Below are 24698 nucleotides of genomic sequence, written 5' to 3' on the forward strand. Positions count from 1 at the left end.
AGGGCAACGGATTCGACACAACGACACGGCAGGGAGTGAGTCTTGAAGAGCCGAATTCGGGTTCGCGCCGGTCGACCTTGGCGCGCTGCGTGAAGACGGGGCGCTCATTCAGCTCGGCGGGCCGCTGAGCGGCAAGCACTTCCTGTTCCAGGGCTGAAGCCCGACCGACACCTGATGCAAACGAAGAGACAAAGGACAAGGACCGATGACAACAGATACGCAGACCTCGCGGACCGTGGCCAAGAAGTTCCTGGAGCGCCTGGGCAGGCATGACCCCGACGGCATCCAGGAACTGTTCGCCGAGGAGATCGACTGGCACGTCCCCGGCAGTGACGCGCTGCCCTGGACCGGGCGCCGTACCCGCCGGGAGGAGGTCGCACCGTACTTCACCACGATGTGGTCGCACTTCGCGCACGACAAGAGCAAGGCCGTACTGGAGCGCATCATCGTCGACGGTGGTGACGTGGCGCTGCTGGCGGTCTTCACACACACCGTCGCGGCCAATGGCAAGGAGTTCAGCACACCGACGGCCATGCACCTGACGGTCGAGGACGGCCGGATCGTTCGCCTGCACCAGTACGAGGACACCCTGACCGTCGCCGAGGCGTTCAACGCCGGCTGAGCAAAGAGTACTCAAGGGCCCCGCGGCCCGGATCCCGCGCGGCCCGACATGCACATCCGAAGGAGCAAGTAACGTGACCACCCCTGTCGTCTCCATCGCCTACCACTCCGGCTTCGGCCACACCTCCGTCCTCGCCGAGGCCGTCCGCGATGGGGTGACCACCGCCGGCGCCACCGCCCACCTGATCAACGTCGAGGAGATCTCCGAGGAGCAGTGGAACCTGCTCGACGCCTCGGACGCGATCATCTTCGGCTCACCCACCTACATGGGCACCGCCTCCGCCGTCTTCCACGCCTTCGCCGAGGCCAGCTCCAAGCGCTGGTTCAACCAGGTGTGGAAGGACAAGATCGCCGCAGGTTTCACCATCTCCGCGGGCAAGAGCGGCGACAAGCTCAACACCCTGCAGTACTTCACCGTGCTCGCCGCGCAGCACCACATGCAATGGGTCGGCCTCGGTCTGATGCCCGGCTGGAACACCTCCACGGCGTCCGAGAACGACCTCAACCGCCTCGGCTTCTTCCTCGGCGCCGCCGCCCAGAGCAACCAGGACCAGGGAGTCGAGGGCATACACAAGGCCGACATCGCCACCGCCGCCGAGCTCGGCAAGCGCGTCGTCGAGGTCGCCCGCGTCTACGCCGCAGGCCGCACCGCCCTCGCCGCCTGAGCGACCGACGCCGGGGCGGATGCGCGGCCCGGACGACGAGGGTGGTGCCCGACGAAGCGCACCGGCAACTGCTCCGGACCGCATCCTCGCCCCCAGCGCGATCGCCCGCAGCGGCGAGACGTTCACCGAGAAGGGCGAGCAGCCCTACCCCGTACCGGAAGCGATGACCACCGCAGAGATCCGGGCAGCTCTGGAGGACTTCGTCGCCGCGGCCCGCCGGGCCATCGAGGCGGGAGCGGACGGCGTGGAGATCCACGGCGCCAACGGCTACCGAAGTGGGCGGGAACCTCCACCGGGCGGGGCTGAAGCCAGCTCTCGAGATTCGCCAGTGCCGGAGCGCTTCGATCAGTTCCTGCTCGTTCTCGACCAGCAGGGCCCGCAGCCGCTGCAGCTGGTTGACGCGCCAGTCCAGTGGGCGGGTGACGCCGGTGTTGAAGGTCGCACGAAGGCGGCCGACCACCTCCGCGGCCGTTTCGCTCTGGTGCGTCCTCGGCTCGGTCGCCTGAGTTGCGGTCATGGGGTGTGCTCCGTTCTTGAGGCACGCCGCGCCGTCAAAGGCGTTGGCGGCATGCCGTGGTACCGGTGATGGGCAACCCGGTGGATGACGGATGAAGGCTCAATCCGTGCCTTCAGTGGGACCCATGTACGCGATAGCGCGAACATGGGGCGGGGGTTATTCTTTCCCCATGGCCAGTCGCACCGCGTCACCCCTCGTCCACCCCGACACGGACGACCTCGACATCTTCAAGATCATGAGCGCGCTGACCGACGAGACCCGGCTCACCATCGTCGTCACCCTCTCCGTCTCCCCTGGCCTGGCCTGCAGCGGCTTCACGCAGGACGTCACCGCGTCCGTACTCACCCGCCACTTCCGCGTCCTGCGCGAGGCCGGTCTCATCCGGCAGCACGACGTCGGCACCCGCCGTTTCAACACTCTGCGCAAGGAAGATCTGGACCAGCGGTTCCCCGGACTGCTCGACCTCGTCCTCAAGGAGAGCGTCGGCCGCGTGGAGCCCTACGTGAACGCCGAGTGCGCCTGACCCTCCGGGGCGCCCCTTCGTAACCGCGACGAACCGGACCCACCGCAGCCAGGCCTCCAGCTTGCGGCCGACTTCGATCACGTCGAACAACACCTCATGCGCCGAGCGGCAGTAACCGGTGCCCCAGCAAGGCGATACGCCACCAGCCCCGACGTACCCGCTTACACGGAGGCGGCGTACTACGCCGAACCCGGTTCCCCGTCGGCGGACGCACTACGACTGCTGGCCAGCTGCGGCACCGACGCGACAAGGGCGGGAGCCGGGATGCCGCCGACACGCACGGCTTGATGAACAGTTGATCATCGGTAGTTGGCTGCGCGCCACGCCCAGCGTCTCTTCGCACGGCAGATGCCTCCGGGGCGGTGTCGGATTCACGGCGGCGCGGGCGTGCTGCGGTAGGCAGTGGAAAAGCGGTGCCGCCGCTGCGCAGGGCATCGTTTTCGAGGGGCAGCTGGCGGATGGCCTCCTCGTACAGGTTCCGGCAGGCTGACTTCTCCCCGCACGTCTGCCGCGTCGACATCAGGTACCGCTCCAGGTGACGCACCCGCAGCTCCTCCACCCGTTGCGGCGGTTCCGTAGGCCCGTTGACCGTGGACACCTCCCGGTCCCAGCTCGTGTCTTACAGACGAGGTCCACGCTCGTCGCGACGACGCCACCACTCGTACGCCGCCCGGTCATCCATGGACGCGTCGCGCCAGTCAACGCTGGCCTCGCGCGAACCACAGAAAGTCGAAGTGCGTGCGCGGATCTCGGGCTGACTGGCTGACTACGGCTTTGGCCAGCTGCCCAACGCGAGGTTCGCGACGTGCAGCAGCTCACGGCGGGAACTGCCGCTCGCGGCCTGGACGGCGATCCCATTGGCGAGTGTTCTCAGGTAGAGCGCGAGAAGTTGGGGATCTGTGGAAGGCGGAAGGTCACCGGCGTCCACCGCCTGTTGAAACCGGCGCGTCAGGTGGGCTATCCCATCCTCGCGCCATGCGATGAGTGCCTCTCGGACCGGGCGGCTGTCGTCCCCGGTGGCCAACGCGCCCTGCACGCCAAGACAGCCCGTGGGCAGTCCCGGCATGGTTGCCGCCTCGACCGCCCCGTGGAGCACGGCAGTAGCCACTGCTGCACTTGTGGGCTCTGCCAGAGCTCGGGCGAAGTAGGCGGTCAAGCCCTCGGTGTAGCGCTCCAGCGCCTTGTAGAAGAGGTCTTCTTTGCTGCCGAACGCCCTGTACAGGCTGGGGCGGCTGATCCCCATCGCTTCGGTGAGGTCGTCAAGGCTGGCGCCCTCGAAACCCTTTGACCAGAACACCAGGACTGCACGATCGAGTGCCTCGTCGATGTCGAACGCGCGGGGCCTGCCAGGAGGGACCGGTGTCGTCGAGCTCATTTCTTCATCCTACCCCTTCGGTACCGATCGGTACGGATGTGCTAGAGTGTTTCGTACCAATCGGTACGGTATACGGAGAGGTGACATCATGTCACAGACCGTGCTCATCACTGGCGGAACTTCAGGCATCGGCTTGAGCCTCGCGCAATCCTTCGTGGAGGTCGGGGCGTCTGTCGTCGTTTGCGGGCGTTCGCAGGCTGCGCTTGACCGATTCGCGCAGGCACACCCGCAGGCGCTGGCCGTGCGGGCTGATGTGACGAACGCAGCTGATCGGGCAGCGTTGTTGCAGGCTGTCGCTGATCGCTTCGGGCGTTTGGACGTGTTGGTCAACAACGCCGGTACGTTCGAGGAACGAGACTATGCCGCCGGCAAGAACCCCAACGCGACCCTCGATGACGAGGTGGCGTTGAACCTCACCGCCCCCATGCACTTGACGGGTGAAGTGCTCGAGCGATGGCCAGAGCCCGACGCGATCGTCTTCATCACCTCGGGGTTCGCTTTGGTCTCGCCCACTCGCGCGCCTACCCACGGCGCGGTGAAGGCCGGCCTGCACGGCTTTGCGGACGGCTTGCGCCGTCAACTCGCCCCGCAGGGCACTCATGTCCTCGAGGTCCTCCCACCGTCTACGGACACGCCCATGAACGCCGAAGCCACGGGGAAGAAACTGACTCCCGAGCAGGTGGCGGCGGTCACGATGAAAGCTCTTCGGCGGGGGCGGAACATGGCATTCCCCGGTCAGACGAAAGTCATGCCCGCCATGCTGCGCATCGCGCCGGGCACACTACGACGCGTCGTCGCCGGGCTCTGAACCCAGAGAAATCCTTCCCCCGGCAACACCTCACCGAGTGGGCCGAGTGGGCTCCCGTCTCCCGCGAAGCCGAAAGCAAGCAGCCGATTCGACCTAGGGCCAATGCGGTGACTCTGTTGGCCGCCGCCGCGATCGCCGCCCCGGTGTTCGCGGCGGCTCGCGCTGAAGCGTCCCAGGATGAGCGGCCTGCCGGCGGTCGACGCCGTCGTTGCGGACCGGGTCGAATTCCTGACCCGCCCCCTCCTGAACAACTGACCGGCCCGTTCCTGATTGAAAGGATTCTCCATGTCCAAATTCCCCCTCCACCTGGTTCCTTCCCGCAGAGCGCTGACGACCGGGCGCTTCATCGTCGCGGCCACCCACTTGTTCACCCCGCGGCTGGCCACGCGGGCTTTCCAGCTCACGGCCAGCGGTACCCCCGCGATCCCTTATTCGCGGATGTTCGCGATCCGCAACGCTGCTCTCGGGCTTGGACTGCAACGGATGGACAGTTTCACCCGGCCCCAGCAGCAGCAGTTTCTTGCGGTGAACATCGTCATGGACTCGGTCGATGCCGCCGCTTTCCTGGCCGCGGGCCTGCGGCGCGACGTCAGCCGTACCTCGGCCATGCTGTCCGCCGCCGTGGCTCTTTCTGCGGTGGTGGCCGGTACCACGGCCCTCATCGAGCACAAGCAAGCGGCCGCCCAAGAAACGGAGCCAACAGCGACGACGCCATCGAACAGCGACTGGAAGTGACCGCACCGGCGTGGCACCGCAGCTGATCCACCGCACCGCCTCCATTGGCTGGAGGCCGCCGAGGATGGGTTGGCGGTCTCTGTCGAGTTCAGCATCGGGAGGATGAGGTTCTGGCGAAGACGTGGACGACGGTGTCCGGTGCCGTCGACGGTGAGGGCGGCCGGCTTCCCCGACAGGGCCGGCCGGGTCACCGGCTGCTCGCACTGGTGGCGACTGCGGGGAGGACGGCGAGCGGATGCCGCGCCGGTGAGGGCGAGGACGGGGTAGCCGGAGGCCGAGACGACAAGGCCGGAGCTGAAGCCCCCGGTGGCGCCGGCGATGGCGGTGGAGACGTCGGCCATGCCCTGGTTCTTGGCGCTGGTGGCCAGCGGCACGGCATCGGTGATCATCGCGGTGCCGGAGACGAGGCCCAGGTTCCACCCCAGACGCGGCAGGCGCCGCGGCGGCGGTGATTTGATTCCGGCGGCGAGGAGGGTGAGGCCGGAGGCTGCGGCTACCGGTGTACGGCCGTACCGGTCGACGAGCCAGCCGGTCAACGGGGAGGGCAATACAGACATCAAGTCATGTACCGCCCTCTGATGGCAACTGAGTGATCCGACGCTCTGCCGCAGATGGCGTCAGCGGGGCTGGTTCAGTGCCCGGGTCAGTTCCCGGTTAGCCGCCCGCGCAGCTTCGAGTTCCTCGGTCCGCTCCTCGAGCTGGCCCCCTATGTCGGCCAGGTCTTGTTCGAGCAACGTGATGCGACGCTGCAGCTGGTCGATGTCGGCGGACGCACCAAGGCCGGATTCTTTCCATGCGGTTTCACCGAGGCTCTCGGACAGACGCTTCTCCAACTGCCGGACCCGGACTGTCAGCCGCCTGTTCCGCTCCAGAGCGTTGGTCAGGTCTGCCCGCAGCGAGGCCCGGCTGACGGCCGCGATCCGGCCTTCTTCTCGTGGGGCCGCTGCGGCGGCGTGGACGCGTTCGAGGAGGTCGCGGTGCCGGTAGAGGTAGGTGCGGTCCACTCGTGCCGCGCGGCCCAGTCCGGAGACCGTGATGTCCTGGTCGCCTCGCAGCAGGACATCGAGGGCTTTGAGAACGCGTTCGCGGCGGCGGGCCGAGTCGGCCCGCCGCCCGTCAGTCATGCTGGTCATCCGGTTCTCTCCGGGCGAAGGTCGGGTAGGGGCTGGCAGACGCGCGGCATGCCCAGGGAGACGCCGCGGCTGCGGCGGACCAGCGCGACTGCCTCGCGAATCTGGGCCCGGTCCTCCTCGGTGAGGTCGTCGAGGTCCTGGCGCACCCGCTGAACCAGACGGCGGACACGGGCAATCTCATCGTCCGATGGTGTGGCCTCGGCCTTGGCCCAGGGGTCGGCGTTGGCGAAGGCGGCCAGACGTTCACGGTTGCGCAGCAGGTCGGCCAGGCATGCCTCAAGGTCGGGGAGGTAGGAGACGTCGGTGCGGAAGTGTCCGCAGCCCACGCAGCGGAAGCGCACGGGGCAGTCGTGGCCGCCGGCCGCAACGTTGGAGGGTTCGGTGCAGGTGCCGTAGGGGACTTGGACGGAACCGATGGCGCGGCGGGCGTGTTCGGAGTCGAGCAGGGTTTTGGCCTGGCGCCAGATGCGTGAGCCGTGCCGGTCGAACTGCATGGAGGTGACCCGCTCGACCGCTTCGCGGCGGCGTTTCTCGCCGACGCGGTAGTACCGCTGCGTGGTGCTGGCTTCGCGGTGATCCATCAACGATTGCAGAACGTCCTGGGGGACCCCGGCGTCGGCATGCCGCTGTGCGTAGGTGTGCCTGTAGGCGTAGGGGTAGATCTTGTTTTTGTCGAAGAGCAGCATCGTGGTGACCCGGTTGCCGTCTTCGACGATCACGGTGGGGACCAGGAAGTCGGGCAGGTTCATCACCCAGGCTCGGTGCTGTGCCGACACCCACTCGTAGGTTGTCGCCTTCGTGCCGTGGGGGTTGGCCAGGGTGGCGGGGAAGAGCTTGAGCTTGTCGGCCGGGGTGTCGGGGAAGCGGGCGCGGGCGCGCTCTTGCTGCTTGAGGATGAGCGCGGCGGTCGCGCCGGGGATCGGTAGCCGGCGAGCGTGCCGAAGGTTCTTGGTGTTGTCGTAGACAAGGACGGGGCTGCCGTCGCTTTCGCGGTCGAGGCACTGCCATGGCAGTTTGCAGATCTCGTTGGGGCGCCTGCCGGTGTCGATGAGCAGCTCGATGGCCGTGCGGACGTCTGTGGAGCTGACGGCCTCAAGGGCGTCGAGGTTGGCGCAGAGCTGCCGCATGACTTCCGCAGGCAGGTCACGGCCGGCTTCGGAGTCCTCGGGGTCATCGGGGATGTCCTCCTGGCGGAGGGCGAAGTCGTCCGCCAGGCCGTGCAGGGGGCTGGCCGGGCTCGGTCAGGCCCAGGGTCCTCAGCCGGGTCGGCACGCGTCTGGTGTCGCGGACGGTCATGTACTGCGTGCAGTCGGAGATGTCGCCGCGTTCGTTGAGGAAGCTCAGCCGGCCCAGGAAGGCAGTGATGTCGACGCGGCCGAGCACAGGCAGGTCGACGCCGTGGTCGTCCCGGCTCAGGTGCAGGCTCGTGGAGAAGCGGCTCAGGGACTTCAGGGTGCGTTGGACGGTGGTTTTTCCGCTCTTTCCGCGGCGGCGGGGGATGTCGTCGAGGGCCCAGGCCTTGGCTCCTTCCCTCAGCCAGGGCTGGGTGATCCCGGTGAAGGAGAAGGTGCCGCCGAGGCCGAAGACGCTCGCGTCCCAGACGTCCTTGTGGCGTTCGGTCTCCGGGCTCAGGCCGAAGCGGCGGATGTGCTTGAGGAGGCCCCTGACCTGGGTCCTGTCGTGGCGGGAGAGGACGTCCAGGTCGAGCTCATCGAGTGAAGTGACTTGCTGGAGACGGGCGTTGGTGGACAGATTGCGCAGCAGGTAGTCCTTGTGCAGGAGTCCCTGGGCGATCCGTTCCTGGAGGCCGAAGAGGATCTCGGCGACCACACGGTCGGGCAGCCCGCGAAGGCTGACCTTGCGGGACTCTGCGATGGCCGGGGTGGTCAGCCGCCAAAGATCCTCGTCCTCCAAGGCGCCTGCTTGGCGGAGGTCCCGGCACTGGTCGGCGTGGGGCATGCAGTATCCACTCCCGGTCTCGCCTTGCCGGTCACAGGCCGCGACCTGGCAGGGCCCCAGAGCGGGCAGCGGCTCTGCTTCGGGGTGGGCGAGGAAGTCCTCCAGCGGGAGCCCGTAGACCTTGCGCCTCTGATAGTCATGCGACGAGCACAGGAGTGTCGCGCGTCTGCCCGGCCGCTCGCAGTGCGCGACCTGGCAAGGGAAGAACCCGACCATCCGTCCCGATCGCCTGATAGTGACGAACTCGTCGAAGGGCAGGTCGCTCTTCTTCCACCGCTCGGTGCAACCGGTGCACATTCCCTTCTGGTGGGCGAAGTAGGACATCTTGTCGCAGCCAGCCACCAGGCAATCCTCGCCGCTGAACCGCGGGTGCGAGCGAGGCAGCAGCAGAACCCGCACGTGAGGATCCCAGCTGAGCAGCTGCAGGAACTCCGGCTGGACGGCGCCCATGAGCCCAGCGGTGACCGTGTCTTCCCCTGCCCCGCGTCGGGGCATTGCGAGTGCCAGGGTCACCGGGCCTCCCCCTCGGTCAAGCGGGGCGAGGGCACACGCTCAACGGCCGCGCGCAGGCGTGAGCGGTCCGGATGCAGGTAGGGACGGGGCGACGCCGGGTTCTTCTGGCCCAGCAGGGCCTGAACCTCATCCAGCGTGCCGCCGGCATCCACGACGTTGCTGGCCATCGCATGCCGCCACATCCGCGGCCCAACCTGGCGGCCCAGCCCCGCCCGTCCCGACAGCGACTCGCACAGCTCTCCGATCGCGCCGGTGGTCACCGGCGAGCCATAGGGCGGGCGGAAGAGGTTGACCAGCAAGAAGTCGCTTCCGCCCGCCCCGAGGATCTCGTAACGCTCCACCGCGTACTGGTCGGCGGCCTGCACCACCAGGAAGTCCACCGGCATCACCCACGACTTCCTCGACTTCGACCAGGCGCCATTCACGTTCTGCCGCCGGATCACGTGCAGATGGGCCCCCTCGACATCGCACCCCAGCGAGCGCGAATCCATCAGCAGGTGGACATCACAGCGGTGCAGCCCCGCGACCTGTCCCGGACGCAACCCCACCCGGGACAGCAGCAGCACGATCAACCTGTCCCGGGCTGACCGACAGGCCCGCAGCATCGCCACGACTTCCTCGTCGCTGGCCCGGTCCACCTCCGTCTCCGGCTCCTGCAGCCGGTGACGGGCCCGCAGCCGATACCGCATCCCACCGCTCTCGCCCCGTGCCTCCACCGGCAGGTCACGGTCATCCCCCAGCTCGTAGAACTGCTCAAGAACCCAGGCCGGCGCGACCTTGTTGACCACCGCGTAAAGCAGGAACATCCGTACCGCGGTCAGCACCTTGTTGATTCGCACATCCCCGCGGGCCGGCTTTCCGCCCGGCCCCCGGACCACGGCCCGGCGGTGGCCACCGTTACCCGGCGCCCACCGCAGCCACACCATGAACAGCCCCATATCCCGGGCCGCTGTCGACCAGTCCCGCCCGGTGCCCGCGCACCAGCGCAGGAACAAGGTCACCGCCTCGGCGTACGCCTTCGTTGTCGTCTCGGCCCGGCCCCGGGCCAGGCGTACCTCCCTCAGGAAGCGGTCCGCCTCCTGGACGACCTCCAGCTCGTCGTCCACCACGGTCCAATACCGGGTCCCCGAAGGCATCGAGACAAGAAATGTTCCGTACATTCGTTCTCATGCTCCGCGTGTCGATCGCAACGATCCACTACAAGAGCCACACCCCTCGAGAACCGTCGTAATACACCAAACGACAGCACGAGGCGCAATGTCACACCACAGCCATCAAAACCCCAGAGAACCCGCATCCAGCTGGTTTGGCTCAAGACAGCTCTGAGAATCCGCGAACCCGCTGGTCTTTGTCGGCCCGAATCTGAAGGCGCCATATCACCTCGACGCCCGTCTCGCCGGGGGCTTCCGGCCCATCCGGCACCCGCACACGCTCAACCTCGGCGAAGCCCAAGCGGCGGGCGACGGCGCCACTCGCGGAATTGGCCTCGTCGTGATGGATTTCGACGTGGTCGATGCCCGGCAGCTCCTGTCCCGCTTGCACGAGGGCAGCCGTGGCCATAGTGGCCAGCCCTCTCCCTGTCCACGCGTGATGGAGCCAATACCCGATCTCCAGGCCGCCAGGTGCGATCCGGCGATGCAGTCCGCAGCTGCCGATGACCACTCCACCCGAGGTGATCGCGTAGCCGTATGCCTCCCCCGAGGCCCACTGTTCCTCGGAACGGGCCAGAAACCCTTCCCCCTGCTTCCGGTCGTGAGTGGCCGCGAAGGGCATCCACGGCAGCAGGTGATCACGCGACTCGGTGATCGCCCGATGCAGGGCCTCGATGTCATCGACACGCCACCGGCGCAGTTCGACCTGGTCAAAGCGAAGCACATCAGCAGGCTGTCCCATGACCGGGATGCTGCCTCAGCCTCACTAGATCGACAACGCCATTACCAGCCCTGAACCTACGGCCTTCCCAGCGCTGGATGCCTACCCAGCCAGCAGGTTCCGAGCGCTTCAACCTTCAGATTCTGCGAACCCGCTGGTTTCGGTGTACGTCAGCGGTAAGGCACCGGCGTACCTGCGGACCAAGACCCAGCTGGGCGCGGTGCGGCGCAAGCCCGCTGCGGGACAGCAGCCAGCCGCGTACGTCTACGTCCACTGGTACGGGACCCGGCACGCTCTGTGGGATCCGGAACAGGCGGTGAAGATGCGGCCGTTGTCGGCCCTGCAGCGCCGCACCTGCACCGACTGCGGCGAGCTGTTCCCCGTCCCGGTGTGGGGGAAGTGCGGCGTGTGCGAGGACCGGGAGGCCCGGCGCCGGGCCGATCTGCGGAGCCGGACGTGCCAGGACTGCGGCACCGTCTTCCGCACCCCGACACCGGTCAGGAGGTACGGCGACGGGATGTGCCTGGCGTGCGACGAACGCCTTGAACACGGACGGCGGGTGACGCAGTCGCTGGTGACGCGCTCGTGCCGGCGGTGCCTGGTCCAGCTGTTCCCGCTTACGGCGTGGGCGGCGATGATCGAGCGCGAGCAGGCGGCGGCCGACTGGCACTGCGCCGCGTGTGACCACGCGATCGAGCAGGAACGCGTGGAGGCGCAGCGGCGAGCGGACCGGGCCCGGTGGGACGACCTCGGGCCGACCATCGCGTGGGCGCAGACGATCCTCGCCGACCCGGACGCCTACGCGGTCCTGGACACGGTTATCCGGGCAGAAACGTGTCTCACCAGCGAATCCCTCTCAGGGGAAGGGCGGAGCCGATTCACTCCACCGAGGGACGCGGACGGCCGGTCGTCGTGAGCCTGAGCACGATAGGTGTCGCATTTGCAGGACAACTGTCTTCATCCTCGTCCGGCTTCCTTGCGCAGATGTTCTTGGTCCGGTTCCGCGGGTCGCCGGGAAGCGGCGTTGTCAGTGGGTTCTGCCAGGGTGTGCGTCGTGGATGAACTGGTGGAGCGTGTCGACGATCAAGATCGCGTGCTGGGGGTGGTGGTCAGCCGTCGGCAGGCCACCCGGGAGGGTTGGCTGCACCGGGTCGCCGTGACGGTGTGTCGTGATGAGCGTGGGCGGATCCTCGTCCACCGGCGGTCGGAGCAGCTGTTGCGCTTCCCGGGGCTCTACGAGGTCGTGGTCGGTGGCGCCGTGGACGTCGGTGAGTCCTATGAACAGGCCGCCGCGAGGGAACTGGCCGAAGAGCTAGGCATTCGTGTGCTGCCGCGTTTGCTGTTCACGTTCCTCAACCGCAGCGGTCTGAGCCCTCACTGGCTAGGCGTGCACGATGCCGTGGTGCCGGACACGGTGGCCGCCGATCCTGATGAGGTCGCTTGGCACGGCTGGCTGACCGAGCCGGAGCTGCGGTCGGCCCTGCTGGAGTGGCGCTTCACCCCCGACAGCCACGAAGCCTTCAGCCGGTATCTCGCGTTCCGGACCGCGCAGTCCTGACTTTGCCCGCCCTGCGGGCTGGGGCGCCTGCTTGAGCCGGACGCCGGATCGTGATCTACAACCGGGCCTACGACACCGGCCGGCTGCTGTGGGAGCTCCACCTGCACCACCAGGCCCGCGGCACCGTCGACTTCACCAAGCACCCGAGGTACGGCGCACGGCGGCATCCGGCCGCGCAGGCCTGGCTGGACGCCCAGGCCTGGGAGGAGTGCGTAATGGAGCAGCAGGCCGCCTTCTACGGCGACTGGCACGACTACTGGGGCAGCTACACCTGGCAGAAACTGCGCGGCGGCCACCGCGGTCTGGTCGATACCCGCGCCGTCATCTCACGGCTCGCGGAAATGGCCGCCTACCCCGATCCCTTCGACCACCCGGAAGAAACAGCCGCCGCGTGACGCCTGCGAGGTGCTCGTTGAGCACTGCCCGCGGAGCAAGGGATGGGCCGTCAGGACCCCTCAGGGTGGCCTTGGCGGCGTCATTTGGGACCACCGAGGCGCCTTGAATCGGCCCCACTTCGTGAAGATCGCCGCTCGTGAAGGCGGTCTGCAGTTATACCGGTCTCGCCTGCCTCGGTGACAAGATCGGCTCGTCACGCCGTAGCACTTCTCTTGGCAAGAATGTTCCCATTGACCCAGGTGGCGCGGGTGGGATGGGGACGCGCTCGGTGCAGCCGTTGGTCATCAGCGGATGGAGCTGGGAGTTGCAGATCAGCACACGCGAGCTACCCGCCCTTGTGGTTGGTGACCCTGAGCTGTGGTGATGAGCTGGGTCCGGGAGCACCGGTGTCTGTTTCAGGTATGCCAGCAGTTCTCTGCGACTTGGATGAAGTCGCGTACTAGTGGGCTGCGTGCTGCCCTTGGCCAGGCCACGACGAGATCACTGGGCGGGCGGTCACACAGCGGGACGACGACCAGGCCGGCGGGCAACGGCTGGTCGATGGGAGCGAGCTCCGATGTGCCGTTCCACAGGACCGCCTGCAGGCACTCCTGGATCGTTCGCATGACCGGCGACGCGTCGTTGTCTCCACTGCCCGTCCAGTACGCCGCCCACACCGGATCTGCACCGTCCGGCAGCCGGACCCACCGGCGGCCGGCGAGGTCGGTCGACGAGACCGAGGCGTGACCGGCGAACGGATCATCGTCACGCATGACTACCCCGACGGGTACCGAGCGCAGGACGTGCATGCTGATGCCGGTGTCGTGGAAGGGAGTTCGGGTGATCGCCACGTCCACCAGCCCGGCGCGGAGTCCGGATGTCGGGTCGCTGAGGTCGGATTCGTGAACAGTGACGTGGACGTGCGGGTAGCGGGCCCGGAAAAGTGAGACCAGTCGGCCGCCGACCTGTTCGGCCGCGTCCGCCAGGGTCCCGACGGCGAGGGGCGCCGTACCCGCAGTAGCGGCCACTCGCCTGCGGATCCCGTCCACTCGCCCCAGCAACGCCCCTGTTTCGTCGTACAGAACCTTTCCAGCGGGCGTGAGGGTGACGCCCTTGGGGGTCCGTTCGAACAGGAGGACGCCGAGTTCATCCTCAAGCTGCCGGATCGCGCGGCTCAGTGGCGGCTGCGTCATGTGCAGGCGCTTCGCCGCCCGGCCGATGTGGCCCTCGTCGGCGACGGCGAGGAAATACCGGAGCGAGCGTAGGTCCACCTCCAGCACGATACCCGTGCGGTATCGGACGTTCCCCATGGGTCTTGGACAGCCGACACCGCGACGGCCGACCATGGAAGCAGCAGAGCCGACGAGGAGGAGTCTTCATGGCCGCCCCTGCCCTCACGGTCGGGTGCTTCCCGTACGACACGACGCGGGCGCTGTTCGATGGGACCGTAAGCACCGACGGCATCGACGTCACGATGAAAACCGCAGCGACCCTGCCGGAGCTCTTCGACCGGCTGATCCGCGGAAACGAGTTCAACGTCGCCGAACTCGGTCTCACGTTCTACCTGCGGCTGCTCAAGGCCGGACTGCCGTACGTCGCGCTGCCGGTCTTCCCGAACCGCATGTTCCGCCACTCGTGCATCTTCGTCAACACCCACAGCGGGATCACCAAACCGAGCGATCTCGCGGGCAGGACCATCGGCGAGTTCGGCGTCTACGGCCAGGACTCCGGTGTGTGGGCCAAAGGGTTCCTGATGGACGAGTACGGATTCAACCCCGAGGAGAGCCAGTGGGTGATCGGCGGACTCGAACACCCCACGCCGCCCTTCGACTTCATCCCCCATCCGCACCCGGCCGATGTCGACGTGCGCGTCGCGCCCGAGGGAAAGACACTCGGCGCGATGCTCGACGCCGGTGAGATCGACGCGCTGTTCTCGGCGAACGTCCCGCAGTGCATGCTCGACGGATCCCCGAACGTCACCCGCCTGTTCCCCGACTTCGAGCCGCTGGAACGCGACTACTACCGGCGAACCGGCATCTTCCCGATCATGCACACCATCGTCATCCGGCACGAACTGCTACAGGCCCACCCGGAACTCGCGCACGGCGTCTACCGTGCCTTCTCCCGGGCCAAGGACTCCGCCGCCGAGCGCTACCGCCAAAACCGCAGGCTCTACCAGGTCCAGACCATGATGCCGTGGATGAACGCCCTGGTGGAGCGCAACGGTGAAGAGTTCCCCGAGGACTGGTGGCCCTACGGCATCGCGGCCAACCGCGCCGCCCTGGACACCTGCCTGCGCTATCACCACCAGCAGGGGCTGACCAGTGAGCAGTGGAGGATCGAAGACGTCTTCGCCGCGGAATTGCTCGACACGTAGCCGCCGTCCGTCACGAGCGTCCTTCACAAAGTGGGGCCGATTCGAGGTGCCTCGCTGGTCCCAAATGGTGCCGCCCTAGCCACCCTCGAGGGTCCTGACGGCTTCGTCGTTCCGAGCCCGTCGACGGCTCGATCCCGTTGCCGTCCCTGCCAGCGGCCCGCACGCGCAGCGGCACGGAGTTCCCCGGGGGCCGCCCCCTTGATCAAAACCACATACCGACCCTGGTGCGGGCTCACACCCAGCCGCGTTGGGAAGCCCGCATGCCCAGCTGGAACCTGCTCGCCGCGCCCAGCCGCTCCTGCAGCTCGCTCACCCGTCGCCGCAGGGTCCGCAGACTCACCCCCAGATGGCGAGCCACCGCCTCGTCCTTCATTCCGGCCGCCAGCAGCCGGGTCAACATCCTCTCACTCTCGGAGAGTTCACTGTCGTCGGCCGCCTGGCCCAGCGGCGTCGCCTGCTGCCAGGCCAGCTCGAAGAGCTTCTGCAGGGCCTCGGTCACCGCCGAGTGCCACACCACGACGGCACAGTAGCCGCCGGCCACGGAGGCGGTCAGCGGCAGCAGCGCCCGGCATCCGTCGACCACCAGCAGCTTGAGCGGCACGGACGGCAACACCCGGGCCTGCTCGCCAAGTTCGACCATCCTCAAGGCGCGGGACAGAACCTTCGGATCCTCCAGACCGGTCGCCGCGTAGATCCCGCGAGAGACGATCCCGCGGCTGAGCAGATCGGCCTGGAGATCCACCTGCGGAGCGGCCGGGGCGAGATACGGCGGAGTGTCGAAAAGGCAGACCTCGTGCTCTGCCCGCGCGTACATCTCCTCCAGGCGTGCCGCGATGGCCCCCTCGCCGGAGGCCACCTCGACCAGCCGGGACGGTTCCTCGCGCAGCAACCCCGCCTCGTACGCGGTCGCCATCTGCTCGGCGGTGGCGGCCAGCAGCTCTGACTCCGTCTCGCGCCGCCGGATCAGCCCGCGGATAGCCACCCGGGGGTCGACCGCCCGTAACCCGCCCATGGAGTCCGGTGGTTGCAGCAGCCCGAGCGTGAGCAGCCGGTTGCAGGCCTCGTGGACCCGGGCCGGGGATGCACCGGTCAGTAACGCCCAGCCGGCCGCGCCGGCGTCGGGTTGGTTGAGGACCGCCTGGTACAGCAGCTCGTCGAACGCGGAGACCCCCACCGCGGCCCAAGGGCTCGCGGCGGGGGTCTGCCCTGCCGTGTCGTATGCCGTGTTCACCATGGCCTGGCACGGTAGGCGATCTTTGTTAAGGCTGTTTGTACTGGCCTGGGGCTGTTCATTTCAGGCCGCCTGATTCAGGCCAACTTCTCAGGCCGTCCCCTTCAGGCCGTCTCCTTCGGTGCGTCTCCTTCGAGCCCGCTACTTCAGGCCGAACGCCCGTAGTACGGTCTGGTCGACCGCATTGCCGTTCCGGTCGGCGGCCCGCACACGCAGCGACACGAACGTGGCGCCCTTCGGGTGCTTGAGCTCCAGCTCGCCGTGTTTCACCTTCGCCTCCTTCCAGGACGTGCCGTCGTCGTATGAGACCCATGCCTTCAGGTCACCGGCCGTGACGCTGCCCGACTGACTGCGAACGGAGAGTCCGAGCTCCGAGGTGTGCTTGCGGTCAGCACGGTTGAGGAGATCGAGCCCGTCCACGTGGTAGTCGACCGAGAGCAGCGGCAGCGCCGTCCGCTGGTCCGTGTGCGACGAGGCGAAGGACCATTCGGTGCGGGTGCCGGTGGAGTACGCGGCCCATTGGGCCGTGCGCCGGGCGTCGAGCACGAGGCGGTACGAGGTTTTCGCGGCCGGGACGTCGAAGGTGCCGACTCCGCCGCGTGTGGTGTCACCGACCAGTTGTCCGTCCTTGTACAGCGTGCCCTTCGCGGTGTCCTGGACGTTGTCCACCGACCCGTAGTGACCCGGCGTGGAGTCGCTCAACTCCGGTATCGCGAAGGTGAGTTTGTCGCCGGTGCGCTGGGAGAGGCCGTACTGCTCACTGGTCGCCGGGCGGACGACCTGGCGCAGCCAGTCCTCGGTGGGCAGCCTGCCCGCCTTGTCGAAGGTCCGCAGGGCATTCCACTGAGGGGTGTTCGCCATCGAGTCGGGATAGACGGCGTGCCAGATCCGACTGTCGGAGACGTTGTAGTACTCGGTGCGCTCCGTGCCGAGTTGCACGTTGTTGGTGGTCGCGATGTCGGCGGACTGCCAGGGACGGTACCTGTACACGGCGTCCTTGCCGACCTGGCCGGCCCGGCCCGCATGGTAGCGAACCGTCTGCTTCACCGTGTTGGAGCTGTTCAGGTTGTACGTCTGGTCGGCCGAGACGGCACCCGTCTGCGGGAACATCACGCTGTACACGTACGGGCTGACCGCGGTGCCGTGCAGTTTCAGCTTGACCTTCTCCCCGCTCTTGAGCAGGGCCCCGAGCTTCGCGCCGTCCTCGCCGGTGGCGGTCATCAGCGGGATGGTCGCGCTGTTCACCCAGGAGATCCAGTACCCGGGCGTCTCGTGGTAGGCGAGGACGTAACCGGCCCCGGCCGCAGTCGCGTTGGCCAGTGCCTCGTCCGCCGTTGCGCCGGCGTCCACCCGGACGACCGCCACCTTGCCCTTGACGTCGAGCCCCGCGAAGTCGGCCACGGTGCCGCTGCCCGCGTCCACCACCCGGACCGTGCGGTCACCGTTGATCTTGACCGGGAAGCCGCTGGACGTCTGCGCGTAGTCGAGGGGCAGCGCGTACTTCTCTGGGCTGGTGACGCTCGCCGTCAGCTCCTTGGCGTACAGCCGGAACTTCGAGGTGAACTCGAACGTGCCCTCGGTGACCTTCTCGGTGGGCGCCACGTAGACGTGGTCGGTCCACCAGCCCTCGCTGTAGGTCAGGCCCCAGGCGCTGCCCGGGCCCTCCCTGTGCCAGTTGGTGCTGAAGCCCTGGAACTCCGAGTCCTCCTTGGTCTTTGGCTTGATCTCGACCGCCTTGCGAGCGTCGAGGACGACCTCGGTGTCCTTGCCGACCTTGATCTCCGGATCGCCGACGACCGAGGTGTCGACCTCCAGTCCGGCGGCGTCCCGCGTCGAGATCCAGGACGCCACGTTGTACGTACCGGCGGGCACCTTGAAGGTGTAGCCGCTGCCGAGGTACCCGTACGTGTCCGGGTACGCGCCGTTGAGTTCCTGCAGCATGAAGATCGACGCCGAGGTGGACGGCTTGCCGTCCCGGCCCACCAGCGACACCTTCAGGTCGTAGGTCTTCGCCAGCTTCTCGAAGCCGATGGCGGTGGTGACCCGGACGCCGTCGGCGCTCGCGGTGATGTAGCCCGTGTACCGGCCCGTCGCCTCCGCGGCCGGGTCTACCGTGACCCCGACGGCGGCGGTGCCCATCGCCGGGACGGTCACGGTGTCCGCGTTCAGCACGGCATCGGTGAGGGACGAGGAGATCTTCAACTCCACCGCTTTGCCGGTGGTGTTGGTGTACGTGATGCGCTTGCTGTCCGCCGCGGCGTCGCCCTCCTCGTACCTGCCGAAACTCAGGGCCGGGGTCGCGAAGACGCCCTGCTGGACGGCCCGTACGGCGTCGACCCGGCCGTCGCCCTGCTCGAACACGGAGTTGACGGTGTTCGTCTTCGCGGTGGTCGCCAGCGCCTGCTTGATCTGCTGTCCCGTCCAGTCCGGATGGGCCTGCGCGACCAGCGCCGCGACGCCCGCGACATGCGGGGTCGCCATCGACGTACCGCTCGACGTCGTGTAGTACTCGTCGACCGGCGTGCCCATGGTGGTGCCGGCGGCGCGGGCCGCCGTGATGGCCACGCCCGGTGCGGTAATCTCCGGTTTGACCGCGGAGTCGCCGAGGCGCGGGCCGCGGCTGGAGAACGAGGCCAGCTCGTCGGACTTGTCGACGGCGCCGACCGTCAGCGCCGAGTCGGCGATGCCCGGGCTGCCGACGGTCTGCTCGGACGGGCCGGAGTTGCCCGCCGCGATCACGAAGAGCGTGCCGGTGGACGCGGACAGCTCGTCGACGGTCTCACTCAGCACGTCCGAGGGGCCCGAGGCCGTGCCGCCCAGGGACATGGAGACGATCTTCGCGCCGGAGCGCGCCGCCCACTCCATGCCCGCGATGATCCAGGAGTCCTGGCCGCGGCCGTCGTTGCCCAGCACCTTGCCGATCAGCAGCTCCGCGCCCGGCGCCACACCCTTGCGCTTGCCGTCCGAGGCCGCGCCCGAACCGACGATCGTGGACGCCACATGGGTGCCGTGGCCGTGGCCGTCCTGCACCGCCTGGTCCGGCACGAAACTCCTCGACTCCGCGATCTTCCCCGCGAGATCCGGGTGACCGGCGTCCACTCCGGTGTCCAGGACGGCGACCTTGACGCCCTTGCCGTCGTAGCCCGACTTCCACACCTCGGGGGCGCCGATCTGCGGCACGCTGACGTCGAGGGACGCCTCGACCTTGCCGTCGAGCCAGATCTTGTCGATGCCCTCGCCGAGCCGCTTCGCGGCCTTCGTGGTGGGTTCGGTGCCGAGCGCGGGGGCGATGTCCGCCCAGAAGGCGGTCGACTTCTTCGCGCTGAGCGCGGCACCGTCGATCGTGGGCAGCGCGAGCGTCCGGCGCGCGCCGTCGGGGGTCGCGCTGCCCTTCGCGTACGTCGCGATCACCGGCGTGGCACCGGTCTTCGCGTCCGCGTACCCCTGCTTCACCAACTGGGTGACGTTGAACAGAGCCGGGTCCAGACGGCCCGCGTTCAGTAGCGGGATCGCGTCCGCCGGCAGGACACTGACCTCGCCGTCCTTCTCGCTCGACACGAAGGTGGCGGCCTCGCGGCCCTTGCCGCGCCGAACGTCGACGGCGTACTTGCCGTCCGGTCCGGCGGTGAGCGACACGGTGTCACCGGTGATGAGGGTGACGGTCTGCGTGTTCGTGGCACCGGTCTCGGCGCCGCTCCGCACGGGCGTGGCGCCCGGCGCGGTGACCTGTGATCCGGAACCGGCCACGGCGGGCGTGATCGCGCCCGTGAGCAGTCCGGCCGCTCCTGCCACGGCCCAGAGGGCGTGGAGTCTTCGCATGGGTGGCTTCCTCCCCTGAACGCTGACGACGCTTCCGGCCTGGTGAGCGGAAGCCAGTGATCAGAGTGAGCGCTGCACGGAAAGCGGCTCAAGGGAAACCTGTGGCCGAGGAGTGCCAATGCCCCCTTCGGTCACGGGAATTGGCTGTTTACGCAGGTCTGGACTCTGCCGGGGATCTTGGAGTTTCGCGGTGCGGCAGCATGGTCAACAGGCAAGCTCGGGTGGTTCTGATGACCGATGCAGCTGTCGAGGTGCGCGTTGTCCCTCCGTCCCCGTTCCGGTGAGCGAGTCCCGCCTCTGACTGCGCAGGTCGCGCGGGCGAGCAACCCGGGCGGTACGACGGCGATATGGGTGCGTGACCGGCTGGATGGGCTGTGGTGTGACGAGGACGTCGTCGGCTGGTATCCGCGGGACGGACGTCCGGGTCTCTCGTCTGCTCAGCTGGCCACCGTCTGTGTGCTGCAGTTCCTGCTTGGTCTGTCGGACCGGCAGGCCGCCGAGGCGGTGCGCTGCCGCATCGACTTCAAGTACGCGATGGCCATGGAGCTGGACGACCCCGGCTTCCACCACAGCGTCCTGGCCGACTTCCGTAACCGTCTCGCCGAGGGCGACCGTGCTGACCGCCTCCTCGACCTGGCGCTGGCCCGCCTCAAGGAGGCCGGCCTGGTGCGCGATCGCACCACGCGGCGCACCGACTCCACCCATGTCCTGGCACCGTCGGGCACGACGCGTCCCCAGGGCGCAAACAGCGTCAGCCGGGGGCGCTTTGGGATCAGACAGGAGCAACTCGACTCAAACGGGCGGAGATACGGAGTCTCCTGTCGCACAGGCCCCATTGAGCACTCTCACCCCCAGCAGCCACCACCCTGCCCACCCCTCGAAGCGCCACCAAACAACCTCGCCTGGACAAAACGCTCTTTCAGCGCCTGTTCCTGAGGCCGACATGACAGATTGCCGGTCGTGACCGGTCGGCGAACGGCTGGTTGGGCCGACATGGATCCGATGGCCATCACGCCCGCTGACACCACCGTCCGCGACCAGCACACCGCCGACCTGCGAGCCGCGCTGGAGCACGCGGTCCGGCTGCTGCACTTCTGGCCGGGCGCGAGGCAGCCACCGGCCCCATATAACCCGTTGACGGGTGCGCCGCCCAGTCCCGACGATCAGGCGCATGTCTGCCGCCCTGGCGCCTGTGCGCTACCGCCCGTTCCGTCACCTCCTCATCGGTACGACGGCCAACCTGCTCGGCAACGGAGTCGCGCCGATCGCCCTGGCCTTCGCCGTCCTGGATGCCACGGGCTCGGTCGGCTCGCTCGGGCTGGTGGTCGGCGCCCACTCCCTCACCGGCATCCTCTTCCTGCTCTACGGCGGGGTGCTGGCGGACCGGCTGCCGCGCGGCCTGCTGCTGGTCGGCAGCAGTGTGGTGAGCGCCGTGAGCCAGGCGGTGGTCGCCGCCCTGGTCCTCACCCACAGCGCCGCCATCCCCCTGCTCATGGTGCTCGCCGCAGTCAACGGGGCGTCCAGTTCCTGTTACCAGCCCGCCGCCCAGGCCCTGCTGCCCCAGACCGTGCCGGCCGAGTCCCGCCGCGCCGCCCTCGCGCTCTCCCGGATCGCGGGCAGCAGCGCGACGATCCTGGGCGCCTCCCTGGGCGGCGTACTGGTCGCCGCGGTCGGCCCCGGCTGGGGCCTGGCCGTCGACGCGCTCAGCTTCGCGCTCGCCGCCACGTCCTTCGCGCTGGTCCGCGTCCAGGTCGCGCCACCCGAGCCAAGCCCCGGCGTGGTGCATGAACTACGCATCGGCTGGCGGGAGTTCACTTCGCGCACCTGGGTGTGGGTGATCGTGGTGGCCTTCTGCTTCCTCAACGCAGGCCTCACCGCCTCGTTCACCGTCCTGGGCCCGGCCGTCGCCGACACCACCGGGATCGGCCGCACCGGCTGGGGCCTGGCCGTCGCAGCGTCCTCACTCGGCGCGGTCGCCGGCGGCATACTGTCCCTGTACTGGCGGCCCCGGCGCGCGATCCTCGTCGGCTGCGCGCTGATGGGCCTCACGGCGATGACCCCGCTGCTGCTCGCGCTCGCCCCGCATACCTGGGCGCTGGTCGTGGCCAACTTCGTGGCGGGCGTGGGAGTCGAGCAGGCCGGTGTCGCCTGGTACTCGACCCTCAACGACCAGATCCCCGAGGACCGCCTTGCCCGCGTCTACGCCTACGACGACCTCGGCTCCTACCTCGCGCTCCCGCTCGCCCAGTTCGCCGCGGGACCCGCTGTACTGCTCCTGGGTCTCCATGCCACCCTCTACGCGGCCGCCGGGCTCATCCTCCTCGCCACCCTCACCATGGTCACCACCCCCTCCGTCCGCGCACTGGCCCCGAAGACCGCACCACCGCTGCCCGCCTCCGAAAACCCGGTGCCTGGCTGAGTTCGACTCTGAAGCGAGAATAACCACAGGTGGGCGGTATTTCGGGCCGGACCACCACTGCCAACAGGCGAAGGAAGAAATACACCTACAAAGCTGCCTCAGGCACTGAGCAGCCCTCGGGATCAGAGGAGTTCGTGGGAGAGTGGACTCCCGGCCGAGAGTCCGGGCCGGTCAGGGTGGAGTTGCCGACCGTGAACTTGAGAACGATCAGTCCCGGTTGGCCTCGCGGGAGGCGGGCTGTCCGCTCCTGCGGGAGGTCCGGCGGGTGATGCGCCGGGTCATCAGCATGATCGCTGCCCAGGTGATCAACGATTCCGAGTGCTGGACGAGCCGTTCGTAGTCACGGGCATGACGGCGGGCGTGCATGATCCATGCGAGCGACCTCTTAAGTCGATGTGCAATGCGGTGTCCGGGCGACAGATCAGGCAGGCCGACACCCCGTCGGTGGTGAGGAGGCGGCGGGCGTCATCCTGGCCGACCGGCCGTTTCCGGCGACCAGCCATGCCGCAGTCGCCGACGTGCACGGCCAGCGGGTGCCCCGTGGCGCGGTTGAGTTCGAGGATCCAGTCCGGCACGGGTGGGCGGCGCGTCCGGCCGCGCTCTTCTTCGGCCTGCCGCTTCCGCAGGTCGGCGGCCTTGCGGTCGATGCGCTCCAGCCACATGGCATGCCAGATCCGCATTCTGTGGAATCAAGGTTGTCAAGGTTGCCTGGTGCGAGTCGGCGGAAGGCGCTACGGCACCGGACGTCGTGCTCGTGCTGGTATTCGGCGCGTGCCGTACGCTCGCAGGCATGCGCGGGACTACGGACGCCGCGTCCAGCACTCCGAAACCTTGATCGCCGGGGCCGCGATCACCCTGAGGACCCATCGTCGGCGAAACCCGAGCTCCGGGCCCTGGCCGCGTGAGGCAGCTGCTCCCGCCGCGGGTGAGCCCGGCCCGCGCTTGGCCGGCCGGGCTCATCGGCGAAGGTCTGGGCCACATCACTAGCTGTGACCTCCGCATTTCGAGCCTAAGCCCGCCCTGGCCAGCCACGACCACTCCCGGCCACCGGCGCGCCGCCCGGAACCCCGCAGGACACCCTGACGTCCGGCGGGACGCTGATGTCCCTGCTCGCGCGGGGTGTGGGATTCTGGCAGAGACGCGGACCGGAGGCAGACAAAAGGGAGTGGGGCTCGTTATGCGCGAGGCGTACCACGAAGAGCTGGCCTCGATCGGCGAGGCCCTGGTGGACATGGCGAACCGGGTCGGTTCGGCCCTGGGCCGGGCCACCAGCGCGCTGCTGGACGCCGATCTCCAGCTCGCGGAAAGCGTGATCTCCACCCACTCCAAGATCGATGACCTCCAGCGCGACCTGGAGGACCGGGCGATCGCGGTCCTGGCACGCCAGCAGCCGGTCGCCACCGATCTGCGGCTGGTGGTCACCTCCCTGCGCATGAGCGCGGACCTGGAACGCTGCTCGGTCCTGGCCCAGCACGTCGCCAAACTGGCCCGGCTGCGCTACCCCGGGCATGCCGTGCCGCAGGACCTGCGCCGCACCATCCTGGAGATGAGCCAGCTCGCCCAGCGCCTGATGGCACAGGCCGCCGACGTTCTTGTCACCCGCGACCTGGACGCCGCGGTCCAGATGGAGCAGGACGACGACCGGATCGACGAACTGCACCGCTCGATATTCCAGCACCTCATGGACGACCGCTGGCACCACGGAGTCGAGACCGCCGTCGACGTCACCCTCCTCGGCCGCTACTACGAACGGTTCGCCGACCACGCCGTCTCCGTCGCCCGCCGCGTGATCTTCCTCGTCACCGGCGAACACGCCGACGGACTGACAACGACACCAGCATGAACACGCGCGCGACGGCCCTGTGACCGCGAACGGAACCGTGCGCAGACCGTTGATGGAGATATTTGGGAACCCCCACCCTGTGCTCAGCGGTGGGGCAAACCTGCCGCCGGTCTGGCATGTCAAAGGAGTTGGGGGTAGCTCGTCTGGAGGGAAGGGATGGGCAGGGAAGGTGCTGATCCGCACCGTGAGTGGGAAGCCTGTCTCCAACTCACGCGGCCAAGGAGGTGGCACAGATGGGCTCGTTGATCGAGGAACTTCAGACACGAGAGACAGCAGCCGCCGAACGCGTGCGCGAGCTTGAGGTCCAAGCCCGACTCGTGATCGCCGCCCGCACCGCGCCCAGGGTGGCGCAATG

General features: G+C 68.2%; 22 protein-coding genes and 4 pseudogenes. 14 read left to right on the plus strand and 12 right to left on the minus strand.

Annotated elements, in window-relative coordinates; genetic code table 11:
- Positions 1-205: 205 nt before the first annotated feature.
- From ACFZDK_RS53135 to ACFZDK_RS53155, 5 genes and pseudogenes are all read left to right on the plus strand, one after another.
- A complete protein-coding gene (locus ACFZDK_RS53135; RefSeq protein WP_390985924.1) occupies positions 206-622 on the plus strand; it encodes a nuclear transport factor 2 family protein in 417 nt (138 codons plus the stop codon).
- Between the two features lie 73 nt (positions 623-695).
- Positions 696-1286: an NAD(P)H-dependent oxidoreductase gene (locus tag ACFZDK_RS53140; RefSeq protein ID WP_390985927.1), complete on the plus strand. Its 591-nt coding sequence runs from the start codon at positions 696-698 to the stop codon at positions 1284-1286.
- Positions 1287-1305: 19 nt separating this feature from the next.
- A complete protein-coding gene (locus tag ACFZDK_RS53145) occupies positions 1306-1872 on the plus strand; it encodes a hypothetical protein (RefSeq protein WP_390985930.1) in 567 nt (188 codons plus the stop codon).
- 100 nt (positions 1873-1972) lie between these two features.
- Complete coding sequence (locus ACFZDK_RS53150; RefSeq protein WP_390985933.1) at positions 1973-2326, plus strand: ArsR/SmtB family transcription factor; 354 nt, start codon at positions 1973-1975, stop codon at positions 2324-2326.
- A 177-nt stretch (positions 2327-2503) separates the two neighbouring features.
- Positions 2504-2614 (plus strand): annotated as a pseudogene (locus ACFZDK_RS53155) (transcriptional regulator); the annotation flags it as partial.
- Positions 2615-3092: 478 nt separating this feature from the next.
- Here ACFZDK_RS53155 and ACFZDK_RS53160 read toward each other — a convergent pair.
- Entirely contained in the window at positions 3093-3701 is a 609-nt protein-coding gene (locus ACFZDK_RS53160) for a TetR family transcriptional regulator (RefSeq protein WP_390985936.1), read from the minus strand.
- A gap of 88 nt (positions 3702-3789) precedes the next feature.
- Between ACFZDK_RS53160 and ACFZDK_RS53165 the strand changes: the two genes are divergently transcribed.
- Positions 3790-4509 (plus strand): SDR family NAD(P)-dependent oxidoreductase, encoded by a 720-nt coding sequence (locus ACFZDK_RS53165; protein ID WP_390985939.1) that lies wholly within the window; start codon positions 3790-3792, stop codon positions 4507-4509.
- A gap of 285 nt (positions 4510-4794) precedes the next feature.
- Positions 4795-5244 (plus strand): hypothetical protein, encoded by a 450-nt coding sequence (locus ACFZDK_RS53170; RefSeq protein ID WP_390985942.1) that lies wholly within the window; start codon positions 4795-4797, stop codon positions 5242-5244.
- Between the two features lie 187 nt (positions 5245-5431).
- On the opposite strand, the pseudogene ACFZDK_RS53175 reads toward ACFZDK_RS53170, so the two are convergent.
- From ACFZDK_RS53175 to ACFZDK_RS53200, 6 genes and pseudogenes are all read right to left on the minus strand, one after another.
- Positions 5432-5816, minus strand: a pseudogene (locus ACFZDK_RS53175) (MFS transporter); the annotation flags it as partial.
- A gap of 45 nt (positions 5817-5861) precedes the next feature.
- The gene (locus tag ACFZDK_RS53180) at positions 5862-6377 is read right to left on the minus strand and encodes a DUF6262 family protein (protein ID WP_390985945.1); all 516 of its coding nucleotides are present in this window, start codon (positions 6375-6377) and stop codon (positions 5862-5864) included.
- Positions 6374-7504: a tyrosine-type recombinase/integrase gene (locus ACFZDK_RS53185; RefSeq protein WP_390985948.1), complete on the minus strand. Its 1131-nt coding sequence runs from the start codon at positions 7502-7504 to the stop codon at positions 6374-6376. Before ACFZDK_RS53185 ends, ACFZDK_RS53180 begins: the two co-directional genes overlap by 4 nt.
- Positions 7505-7547: 43 nt before the next feature.
- The gene (locus ACFZDK_RS53190) at positions 7548-8786 is read right to left on the minus strand and encodes a hypothetical protein (RefSeq protein ID WP_390985951.1); all 1239 of its coding nucleotides are present in this window, start codon (positions 8784-8786) and stop codon (positions 7548-7550) included.
- Positions 8787-8845: 59 nt separating this feature from the next.
- Positions 8846-9955, minus strand: a complete 1110-nt coding sequence (locus tag ACFZDK_RS53195; RefSeq protein WP_390985954.1) for a tyrosine-type recombinase/integrase — start codon at positions 9953-9955, stop codon at positions 8846-8848.
- Between the two features lie 205 nt (positions 9956-10160).
- Positions 10161-10742, minus strand: coding sequence for a GNAT family N-acetyltransferase (locus ACFZDK_RS53200; protein ID WP_390985958.1), 582 nt, complete (start codon positions 10740-10742; stop codon positions 10161-10163).
- A 142-nt stretch (positions 10743-10884) separates the two neighbouring features.
- On the opposite strand from ACFZDK_RS53200, the gene ACFZDK_RS53205 reads away from it, so the two are divergent.
- From ACFZDK_RS53205 to ACFZDK_RS53215, 3 genes are all read left to right on the plus strand, one after another.
- The gene (locus ACFZDK_RS53205) at positions 10885-11637 is read left to right on the plus strand and encodes a hypothetical protein (protein ID WP_390985961.1); all 753 of its coding nucleotides are present in this window, start codon (positions 10885-10887) and stop codon (positions 11635-11637) included.
- 138 nt (positions 11638-11775) lie between these two features.
- Positions 11776-12279 (plus strand): NUDIX domain-containing protein, encoded by a 504-nt coding sequence (locus ACFZDK_RS53210; RefSeq protein WP_390985964.1) that lies wholly within the window; start codon positions 11776-11778, stop codon positions 12277-12279.
- 50 nt (positions 12280-12329) lie between these two features.
- Positions 12330-12674, plus strand: coding sequence for a hypothetical protein (locus ACFZDK_RS53215; RefSeq protein WP_390985967.1), 345 nt, complete (start codon positions 12330-12332; stop codon positions 12672-12674).
- 396 nt (positions 12675-13070) lie between these two features.
- Here ACFZDK_RS53215 and ACFZDK_RS53220 read toward each other — a convergent pair whose 3' ends face one another.
- Positions 13071-13934: a LysR family transcriptional regulator gene (locus ACFZDK_RS53220; RefSeq protein WP_390985970.1), complete on the minus strand. Its 864-nt coding sequence runs from the start codon at positions 13932-13934 to the stop codon at positions 13071-13073.
- Positions 13935-14032: 98 nt separating this feature from the next.
- Here ACFZDK_RS53220 and ACFZDK_RS53225 point away from each other — a divergent pair, with 98 nt between their 5' ends.
- Positions 14033-15031, plus strand: a complete 999-nt coding sequence (locus tag ACFZDK_RS53225; protein ID WP_390985973.1) for a 4,5-dihydroxyphthalate decarboxylase — start codon at positions 14033-14035, stop codon at positions 15029-15031.
- A 232-nt stretch (positions 15032-15263) separates the two neighbouring features.
- Here ACFZDK_RS53225 and ACFZDK_RS53230 read toward each other — a convergent pair whose 3' ends face one another.
- Both ACFZDK_RS53230 and ACFZDK_RS53235 read right to left on the minus strand, forming a co-directional pair.
- Complete coding sequence (locus tag ACFZDK_RS53230) at positions 15264-16265, minus strand: LuxR C-terminal-related transcriptional regulator (RefSeq protein ID WP_390985976.1); 1002 nt, start codon at positions 16263-16265, stop codon at positions 15264-15266.
- Positions 16266-16403: 138 nt separating this feature from the next.
- On the minus strand, positions 16404-20081 hold the full coding sequence (locus ACFZDK_RS53235; RefSeq protein WP_390985979.1) for a S8 family serine peptidase: 3678 nt from the start codon (positions 20079-20081) through the stop codon (positions 16404-16406).
- 351 nt (positions 20082-20432) lie between these two features.
- Here ACFZDK_RS53235 and ACFZDK_RS53240 point away from each other — a divergent pair, with 351 nt between their 5' ends.
- Complete coding sequence (locus ACFZDK_RS53240; protein WP_390985982.1) at positions 20433-21017, plus strand: transposase; 585 nt, start codon at positions 20433-20435, stop codon at positions 21015-21017.
- A gap of 235 nt (positions 21018-21252) precedes the next feature.
- Positions 21253-22500, plus strand: a complete 1248-nt coding sequence (locus tag ACFZDK_RS53245; protein WP_390985985.1) for an MFS transporter — start codon at positions 21253-21255, stop codon at positions 22498-22500.
- Positions 22501-22761: 261 nt separating this feature from the next.
- On the opposite strand, the pseudogene ACFZDK_RS53250 reads toward ACFZDK_RS53245, so the two are convergent.
- Positions 22762-22890 (minus strand): annotated as a pseudogene (locus tag ACFZDK_RS53250) (IS5/IS1182 family transposase); the annotation flags it as partial.
- A 17-nt stretch (positions 22891-22907) separates the two neighbouring features.
- A pseudogene (locus ACFZDK_RS53255) lies at positions 22908-23180 on the minus strand (DUF6233 domain-containing protein); the annotation flags it as partial.
- A gap of 497 nt (positions 23181-23677) precedes the next feature.
- Between ACFZDK_RS53255 and phoU the strand changes: the two are divergent.
- Positions 23678-24343 carry a phosphate signaling complex protein PhoU gene (gene phoU, locus ACFZDK_RS53260; protein WP_390985988.1) on the plus strand — a complete coding sequence of 222 codons (666 nt, stop codon included), beginning with the start codon at positions 23678-23680 and terminating at the stop codon, positions 24341-24343.
- Positions 24344-24698: the final 355 nt, after the last annotated feature.

It is taken from the genome of Streptomyces sp. NPDC007901 (assembly GCF_042959465.1).
Taxonomy (GTDB): Bacteria; Actinomycetota; Actinomycetes; order Streptomycetales; family Streptomycetaceae; genus Streptomyces.

Bases quoted from the DNA above. Each gene is read 5' to 3' on its own strand.
- ACFZDK_RS53135 (WP_390985924.1), top strand. From the start codon at position 206: ATGACAACAGATACGCAGACCTCGCGGACCGTGGCCAAGAAGTTCCTG.
- ACFZDK_RS53145 (WP_390985930.1), top strand. From the start codon at position 1,306: ATGCGCGGCCCGGACGACGAGGGTGGTGCCCGACGAAGCGCACCGGCA.
- ACFZDK_RS53150 (WP_390985933.1), top strand. From the start codon at position 1,973: ATGGCCAGTCGCACCGCGTCACCCCTCGTCCACCCCGACACGGACGAC.
- ACFZDK_RS53160 (WP_390985936.1), bottom strand. From the start codon at position 3,701: ATGAGCTCGACGACACCGGTCCCTCCTGGCAGGCCCCGCGCGTTCGAC.
- ACFZDK_RS53165 (WP_390985939.1), top strand. From the start codon at position 3,790: ATGTCACAGACCGTGCTCATCACTGGCGGAACTTCAGGCATCGGCTTG.
- ACFZDK_RS53170 (WP_390985942.1), top strand. From the start codon at position 4,795: ATGTCCAAATTCCCCCTCCACCTGGTTCCTTCCCGCAGAGCGCTGACG.
- ACFZDK_RS53180 (WP_390985945.1), bottom strand. From the start codon at position 6,377: ATGACCAGCATGACTGACGGGCGGCGGGCCGACTCGGCCCGCCGCCGC.
- ACFZDK_RS53185 (WP_390985948.1), bottom strand. From the start codon at position 7,504: ATGCGGCAGCTCTGCGCCAACCTCGACGCCCTTGAGGCCGTCAGCTCC.
- ACFZDK_RS53190 (WP_390985951.1), bottom strand. From the start codon at position 8,786: ATGGGCGCCGTCCAGCCGGAGTTCCTGCAGCTGCTCAGCTGGGATCCT.
- ACFZDK_RS53200 (WP_390985958.1), bottom strand. From the start codon at position 10,742: ATGGGACAGCCTGCTGATGTGCTTCGCTTTGACCAGGTCGAACTGCGC.
- ACFZDK_RS53225 (WP_390985973.1), top strand. From the start codon at position 14,033: ATGGCCGCCCCTGCCCTCACGGTCGGGTGCTTCCCGTACGACACGACG.
- ACFZDK_RS53230 (WP_390985976.1), bottom strand. From the start codon at position 16,265: ATGGTGAACACGGCATACGACACGGCAGGGCAGACCCCCGCCGCGAGC.
- ACFZDK_RS53235 (WP_390985979.1), bottom strand. From the start codon at position 20,081: ATGCGAAGACTCCACGCCCTCTGGGCCGTGGCAGGAGCGGCCGGACTG.
- ACFZDK_RS53245 (WP_390985985.1), top strand. From the start codon at position 21,253: ATGTCTGCCGCCCTGGCGCCTGTGCGCTACCGCCCGTTCCGTCACCTC.
- phoU (WP_390985988.1), top strand. From the start codon at position 23,678: ATGCGCGAGGCGTACCACGAAGAGCTGGCCTCGATCGGCGAGGCCCTG.